Below are 7,080 nucleotides of genomic sequence, written 5' to 3' on the forward strand. Positions count from 1 at the left end.
GGGCCGACTCCAGCGCGGCGGCGAGCAGCCGACCGCCGATGCCGTGGCCGATCCAGGGCGGGTCGACGAAGAGCATGGACAGTTCGCCGCCGGCGTCGTGGCCCTCGAGGAGCGAGAATCCGGCGATCGTGCCGCCGGCGACCGCCACCGTCACCGAGGCCAGCTGGGCCTCGGCGACGGTCAGCTCGTCCCGACACGCCTCCAGGAACTCGACCGAGTAGCCCCAGTGCGCCTTCGAACGGAGGGCGAGCTCGGAGAGCACGCCGGCCTCGTCCGGCCGGCCCGGCCGCAGCTCGACGTCGGCGGTCACAGGCTCACCCTAGAGCCCGGTCGGTCGACGAACAGCCGTGACGCGCCCGCCGCCCGGTCGTTGCCGAAGTGTGCGACGCAGCTGCTGGGCCGCGCTCGTGCTGGCCGCCGTCGTCGCGGTCGGCGGGTGCGGCGGACACGACACCGAGACGTCGGTACGTCGACCGGTGTCGGCCGGCCCCAGCGTCACCCCGTCCTACGACGCGTCCCTGCCGCCGGTGCAGGCGGTCCTGGCTCTCGTGCCGCACGCCGCCACCACGCTGGCGTTCACGGATTTCGACCAGGTCCGCGCGCAGTTCGGCGGCGTCACCCGCGGCTTGTGGAAGCGGGCCGCGAAGCAGGCGCCGCTGCTGACCTCCGGCATGCTGCGCGGCACGACCGGGCCGGTGACTCAGGACGACGTCGCCTGGGAGGCGCACTACTCCGGCGGGGGTACCGACGGCTGGGTGGTGGCGTTCCATCCCGGCGTGGATCTGAGCAAGGTGACCGACCAGCTCCACGGCGGCACCGTCGCGGGGCAGCTGGTCACCAGCCAGACGCTACCCGCCTCCGACGCCCGCTGGACCGACCTGAGGGGGCTGGTGGGCCCCGAGGCGGAGGCGACGTACGTCGAGCGCGGCTGCCTGCCCGGGGACACCGGCGGCCAGCGCCTGCAGCCGCTGAGCGCCTATGCGGTCAGCTTCGGCGCGCATCTGGCGACCGCCTACCTCGGACCCGGACGCGTGGACCTGTTCACCCGGCTGCGGCTGGGTGACGCCATCCCCAGCTTCACCGCCGACTTCACCGGCGGGGCCGCCGACCCGAGCAGCGGGCGGATCGGGTTCACCATGACGAACGCCGCCGATGCCGCCCAGCAAGCCCTGCGGCACAAGCTCCCTTTCGCCGTCTGCGCGGAGGCGGACGTACCCTGAACGGGTGTCACCCGCCCTCGCTCCCCGGATGTGGGGCGCCCATCTGCTCATGGTGCTGGCGGTGGTCGCCACCTCGCTGCTCGGCTGGTGGCAGTGGACGGTCTCGCAGGGGCACAAGGCCGACCAGAGCGCCTCGCTTGCGCACGCCACGCCGGTGCCGCTGAGCACGGTGATGGGCCACAACGACGCCTTCCCGGGCGCCGAGACCGGCCGCCCCGCGGTGCTCGAGGGCGTCTGGGTGCCCTCCGGCACCGTCTACGTCGGCGGCCACCAGGGCGGCTACTGGGTCGCCACGCCACTGGCCATCGGCGACAGCGCGACCGACCCGGCGATCTACGTCGTCCGCGGCTGGGTCGCCAAGGCCGGCACCGCCCCGGCCGCTCCGAGCGGCACCGCTCGCCTGGTCGGCTGGATGCAGCCGCCGGAGAACGGCGGGTTGACCGACGACGATCCGAACGACGACGTGCTGCCCGAACTGGCGATCGCCGACGCGATGAACCACGTCAAGCAGGACCTCTACAGCGGGTACGCCGTGGTGGCCGACGCGGAGCGGGGCTGGCCCGCCGCCGACGCGGCGATCAACGACGGCACCGCCGGCCTGAAGCCGGCCCAACCGAACTCGACCCCGAAGGCCGGCTTCACCACCGGGCTGCGCAACGCGCTCTACGCCTTCGAGTGGTGGGTCTTCGGCCTGTTCGCCATCTACATCTGGTGGCGCTATGTGCGCGAGGCCACGTCCCCAGACGACGAGGGGGAGGCTGAGAAGGCGGCTCAGGAAGACGCCGTACGCTCGGGCTCGTGAGCAAGCTCTTCACCGCCTACCGGGTGCTGGCCATCGCGGTCGGCATCTTCCTGCTGGCCGCCTGCATCGACTGGCTGCTGCATCACGTCGACAGCGGCATCCCCGACCTGTGGTGGTTGTGGATGATGCACGGCTACGTCTACATCGCCTACCTGGTGGTGGCGGTGCCGTTCATCCGCAAGGCCGGCTGGCCGCTCAACTTCGTCGCCCTGATCATCGTGGCGGGCCTGATCCCGATCCTGATGTTCGTGGTCGAGCACTACGTCAGCGAGAAGTACAAGCGGGAGCATCCGGAGGTCGTCCCCGCCTAGCGGTACGCCGCAACCGCCGCCGTGGGAGGATCGTCGGGCAACGTCGACGTATCGAAACAAGCGCACGTGAAAGGCAGTCCCATGGCGGACCAGCAGGCCATCCTCCACACCAACAAGGGCGACGTGAGCGTCACCCTGTTCCCGAACCACGCTCCGGAGACGGTGGCGAACTTCGTCGGTCTCGCGAAGGGCGAGAAGGCGTACGACGCCGGCAACGGCAAGACCGGCCCCTTCTACGACGGGCTCACCTTCCACCGAGTGATCGACGGATTCATGATCCAGGGCGGCTGCCCGCTCGGCACCGGCACCGGCGGCCCCGGCTACACCTTCAAGGACGAGCCGCACCCCGAGCTGGTCTTCGACAAGCCCTACCTGCTCGCGATGGCGAACGCCGGCCCGGGCACCAACGGCTCGCAGTTCTTCATCACCGTGGCGCCGACCACCTGGCTGAACTTCAAGCACACCATCTTCGGCGAGGTCGCCGACGAGGAGTCGAAGAAGGTGGTCGACGCCATCGCGACCACCGCGACCGGCCCGGGCGACCGCCCGACCGACCCGGTCGTGATCGAGTCCGTCGAGATCGTTGGCTGACTCCTCCCCTGCGGCCGACGCGCCCCGGGTGCCCGTCTGCTACCGGCACCCCGGCCGCGAGTCGCACATCCGCTGTCAGCGCTGCGGCCGGCCGATCTGTCCGGACTGCATGACGCCCGCCTCGGTCGGCTTCCAGTGCCCCGAGTGCGTCGCCGAGGGCCGGCGGACCCAGCGCGCCCCGCGCGCGTCGCTCGGCTCGACCATCCGGATGGCCGGTGCACCGGTCACCTGGACACTCATCGGCATCAACGTGGTCGTCTTCCTGCTCATGCAGGTCGTGTCGGGCACCATCGCCTACGACCTGATGCTGCATGCGCGCGGCTTCTGCTCGGTGACCGGGGTCGGCGACGTGATCGCCGACCACGCCCAGTGCACGGCGTACGGCGGCTCCTTCTCGCCCGGTGTGGCCGACGGCGGCTACTGGGAGCTGCTCACCAGCGTCTTCACGCACCAGGCGCTGCTCCATGTCGCGACCAACATGTTCTCGCTGTGGGTGATCGGGCCGCTGCTGGAGATGGCGCTGGGCCGAACGCGCTACCTGCTCACCTACCTGCTGTGCGGCCTGGCCGGATCGGCCCTGGTCTACTGGTCGGCGTCGCCGTACTCCCCGACGCTGGGCGCATCCGGCGCCATCTTCGGCCTGCTGGGCGCCTTGATCGTGCTGTTCGTGCGCCGTGGCCTGCCGATCCAGCAGCTGATCCTGGTCGCGGTGATCAACTTCGCGATCACCTTCACCAACTCGGGGATCTCCTGGCAGGGCCACGTCGGCGGCTTCGTGGCCGGCCTGGCGATCGGTGGGGTGCTGGCCTACGCGCCGGGACCACGGCACCGCCACCTGCGCTGGGCCGGCCTGGCCCTGGTCACCGCGGTGGTCGTCATCGCGATCGTCGTCCGGAGCCTCCAGCTGCGCTGACATCCACAGCTGTGGAGTGCCCTGTGGAGAACTACACCCGTGTAATTCATCCACAGAGTCTTCCCCAACTGTGAAATACCCAGGCTGCAAATGAATCAAGCGCCGGCGTCCTCACGACGCCGGCGCTTGTTCCTGGCCGAGGCTTACTCCCAGCGGGTCGCGAAGGCGAAGCCGACCGCCATGAACGCGATGCCGACCAGCAGGTTCTTCTGCCCGAGGTCGTTGAAGATCCAGATCGAGTCGAGGTTGTTCGACCAGATGTAGAAGACGCAGATCCAGGCCAGGCCGAGCAGGAAGCAGCCCAGCATGCCGACCACCACGCCGCGTCCGCGGCCCAGCGGGGTCTGGGGATGCGCCGAGACGATCAGACCGAGGAAGAACAGGCCGAAGCCGATCAGGTAGTTCCACTCGCCCAGATCGCGGATGAACGCCAGCCCGTGGTGCTTGCCGTCGTCGCCGGTCCGGGCGCCGGCGTAGTAGTAGGCGATCCAGGCGATGCCGAGCGCGATCATCACCACGGAGACGACGAACCGCACCGTGAGTACCGGTGGGCGATCGGCGGTCAGCTTGAGCTTGGCCACGGGTGGAGCTCCTGTTCGACTCGGTCTCCCGGACTGGGACCCGCGTAGCCTAGTCGTCGTGAGTCCCTGGCGCGTAGGTACACCCCTGGTGGTGCTGGTGTGTGGTGGCCTGTGCGTGGTGAGCGCCGTGAACAGCCACGGCACCGATCTGCGACCCGGCTACACCGACCTGGCCACGCTGGTGGGCAGCGAGGCCTCGTCGTACAAGAAGCTCGAGCAGGAGGTCGCCACGCTGCAGAAGCAGGTGACGGCGCTGACCAACGCGGTGCCGGACCGGGACGTGAAGAAGGCGCAGCAGCGGGCGGACGCGGTCAAGGCCCCGGCCGGGCTGACCGCCGTCACCGGGCCCGGGGTCACCGTCACGCTCTCCGACGCGCCGCGCGACCTGATCGAGAACACCACCGGCAACGTCAACGCGATGGTGGTGCACCAGCAGGACATCCAGGCGGTGGTGAACGCGCTGTGGAACGGCGGCGCCACCGCGGTGACCATCCAGGGCCAGCGGATCATCTCCACCACCGGGATCAAGTGCTCGGGCAGCACCGTCACCCTCCAGGGCGTGCCCTATCCGCAGCCCTACGTGATCCGCGCGGTCGGGGACCAGGACGCGCTGCTGAGCGCGCTGGAGGACAGCCACTACCTGCAGATCTACCGCGACCAGGCGTCCGACCCGAGCATCGGGATCGGCTGGAAGCTGGCCCTGGACAGCGAGGTGCGGGCGCCGGCGTACCGGGGCCTGCTCGACCTCAACTACGCCCGCCCGCTGCCGGACGGTACGTAGCTACTGCGCGTCGCCGGCCGGCGGGGTGAACACCGGCAATGTCGGCAGGCAGGTCGGGGTGCCGTCCGGCAGCGTCGTCGGCGAGGGACAGGCCGGCGCCGAGGACGAGACCGGCGGGGGCGGCGGCGTGTACGTCGACACCCAGATCACCACCGGCAGGCCCTGTGCCTGGGTGGTGCCGTCCGGCGGCGACTGCTTGGTCACGGTGCCGGCCGGCTGTGTCGAGGAGTCGTCGTCGGTCTCGACCGGCTTGAACCCGGCCGCTCGGATCGCCTGCTCCGCCTGGTCCTGGGTCATGCCGACGACCTTCGGCACCGCCTTGGGACCCTTGGAGACGTCGAGGGTGACGGTCGTGCCGCTGGCCACGGTGGTGTTGGGGGTCGGGTTGGAGGAGAGCACCTGGCCCTTGGGGTGGTCGTCCTCGACGTCGTTGCGCTTGACCTGCAGGTCGTCGCCCTCGAGCATCGCCTTGGCGTCCTTGAACGTCATCCCGACCACCTGCGGGATGGTCACGTCGGGCTTGCCGGAGGAGAGCACCAGCGAGACGGTGGAGCCCGGGTCGGCGTAGGCGCCGACGCCTCCGGGCGGCGACTGCTTGAGCACGGTGCCGGCCGGCGCGTTCGCGTCCGGCTGGTAGCCGCTGATATCGACCACCAGGTTGGCCTTGCCGATCAGCGTGCGAGCCTGGTCCTGGGTCTTGCCGACCACGTTGGGGATCTGCACCTGGTCGGGCGCGCTGCTGAACATGTGCGGCAGCAGGAAGGCGCCGGCGGCGATGATCGCCAGCACGAGTACGGCGAGGCCGACCAGCAGCCCAGTCCGCGGACCCGACCGCTCCTCCTCCTCGACCGGGGTCGCGGCCACCGGGACCGCCGAGGTCCGGGTGCCGACCACCTGGGTGGCGGCGGTCGCGGGGCCCGGCTCGGGGGCGGTGACGGGCGCGACCGCCTCCACGGGACGGCCGGCCAAGTAGCGCTCGATGTCGGTGCGCATCGCGGCCGCGGACTGGTAGCGGTCCTCGACCCGCTTGGCCAGCGACTTCATCACGATGGCGTCGATGGCCGGCGGCAACGCGGTGTCGTGGTCCGAGGGCGGCGCGGCCTGCTCGCGGACGTGCTGGTAGGCGACCGCGACCGGGGAGTCGCCGACGAACGGCGGCCGCCCGGTGAGCAGCTCGTAGAGCAGGCAGCCGGCGGAGTAGACGTCCGAGCGAGAGTCGACGGTCTCGCCGCGCGCCTGCTCGGGGCTGAGGTACTGGGCGGTGCCGACCACGGCCGCCGTCTGGGTCATCGTCGACTGCGCGTCGGAGACCGCACGGGCGATGCCGAAGTCCATCACCTTCACGTCGCCGTTCGGCGTCAGCATGACGTTGCCGGGTTTGATGTCGCGGTGGATGATGCCGGCGCGGTGGCTGTAGTCGAGCGCGGAGAGCACGTCGGAGGCGATCTCCAGGGCGCGCTCGGGCAGGATCTTGCGACCCTCGCGCAGGATGTCGCGCAGGGTGCGGCCGGCGACGTACTCCATCACGATGTAGGGCTGGTGCACGCCGTCGGGCGTGACCTCCTCGCCGGTGTCGTAGACGGCGACGATCGGGGGGTGGTTGCGCGAGGCCGAGCTCTGCGCCTCACGCCGGAAGCGCGCCTGGAACGTCGTGTCGCTGGCCAGGTCGGTGCGCAGCCGCTTCACCGCGACGACGCGGCCCAGCCGGGTGTCGGTGCCCTTGCGCACCTCGGCCATCCCGCCACGGCCCAGCAGCTCGCCGAGCTCGTAGCGTCCCCCGACGATGGTCGGCTCTGCCTGGTTCATTCGGTGTCTCCGGAGATGATCGAGCTGTCGGTCGGTGGTGGCGTTGGTTCGGTCGCGCTCGACTCGCCCTCGGAT

General features: G+C 70.6%; 9 protein-coding genes. 6 read left to right on the plus strand and 3 right to left on the minus strand.

All coding sequences use genetic code 11. From position 1 onward, the window contains the following. Nucleotides 1–310 (minus strand): GNAT family N-acetyltransferase (locus tag VHA72_RS08895; RefSeq protein ID WP_325574351.1); only part of this gene is annotated, 310 nt, incomplete at its 3' end. 70 nt (nucleotides 311–380) lie between these two features. Between VHA72_RS08895 and VHA72_RS08900 the strand changes: the two genes are divergently transcribed. The 5 genes from VHA72_RS08900 (at nucleotide 381) to VHA72_RS08920 (ending at nucleotide 3,837) form a co-directional block, all read left to right on the plus strand. Next, nucleotides 381–1,220 (plus strand): hypothetical protein, encoded by an 840-nt coding sequence (locus VHA72_RS08900; RefSeq protein WP_325574353.1) that lies wholly within the window; start codon nucleotides 381–383, stop codon nucleotides 1,218–1,220. Between the two features lie 4 nt (nucleotides 1,221–1,224). Further along, nucleotides 1,225–2,022 (plus strand): SURF1 family protein, encoded by a 798-nt coding sequence (locus VHA72_RS08905; RefSeq protein WP_325574355.1) that lies wholly within the window; start codon nucleotides 1,225–1,227, stop codon nucleotides 2,020–2,022. Beyond that, on the plus strand, nucleotides 2,019–2,333 hold the full coding sequence (locus tag VHA72_RS08910; protein ID WP_325574356.1) for a DUF3817 domain-containing protein: 315 nt from the start codon (nucleotides 2,019–2,021) through the stop codon (nucleotides 2,331–2,333). Before VHA72_RS08905 ends, VHA72_RS08910 begins: the two co-directional genes overlap by 4 nt. 81 nt (nucleotides 2,334–2,414) lie before the next feature. Next, complete coding sequence (locus VHA72_RS08915; protein ID WP_325574359.1) at nucleotides 2,415–2,924, plus strand: peptidylprolyl isomerase; 510 nt, start codon at nucleotides 2,415–2,417, stop codon at nucleotides 2,922–2,924. 28 nt (nucleotides 2,925–2,952) lie between these two features. Then, nucleotides 2,953–3,837, plus strand: a complete 885-nt coding sequence (locus VHA72_RS08920) for a rhomboid family intramembrane serine protease (protein WP_325574361.1) — start codon at nucleotides 2,953–2,955, stop codon at nucleotides 3,835–3,837. Between the two features lie 143 nt (nucleotides 3,838–3,980). On the opposite strand, the gene VHA72_RS08925 is transcribed toward VHA72_RS08920, so the two are convergent. Then, complete coding sequence (locus VHA72_RS08925; RefSeq protein ID WP_325574363.1) at nucleotides 3,981–4,418, minus strand: cell division protein CrgA; 438 nt, start codon at nucleotides 4,416–4,418, stop codon at nucleotides 3,981–3,983. A 58-nt stretch (nucleotides 4,419–4,476) separates the two neighbouring features. Between VHA72_RS08925 and VHA72_RS08930 the strand changes: the two genes are divergently transcribed. Continuing rightward, on the plus strand, nucleotides 4,477–5,199 hold the full coding sequence (locus VHA72_RS08930; protein WP_325574365.1) for a DUF881 domain-containing protein: 723 nt from the start codon (nucleotides 4,477–4,479) through the stop codon (nucleotides 5,197–5,199). Here the strand turns inward: VHA72_RS08930 and pknB are convergent, their stop codons facing one another. Further along, nucleotides 5,200–7,005 (minus strand): Stk1 family PASTA domain-containing Ser/Thr kinase, encoded by a 1,806-nt coding sequence (gene pknB / locus VHA72_RS08935; RefSeq protein ID WP_325574367.1) that lies wholly within the window; start codon nucleotides 7,003–7,005, stop codon nucleotides 5,200–5,202. Nucleotides 7,006–7,080 lie beyond the last annotated feature (75 nt).

The organism is Nocardioides sp. (genome assembly GCF_035547795.1).
Classification (GTDB): domain Bacteria; phylum Actinomycetota; class Actinomycetes; order Propionibacteriales; family Nocardioidaceae; genus Nocardioides.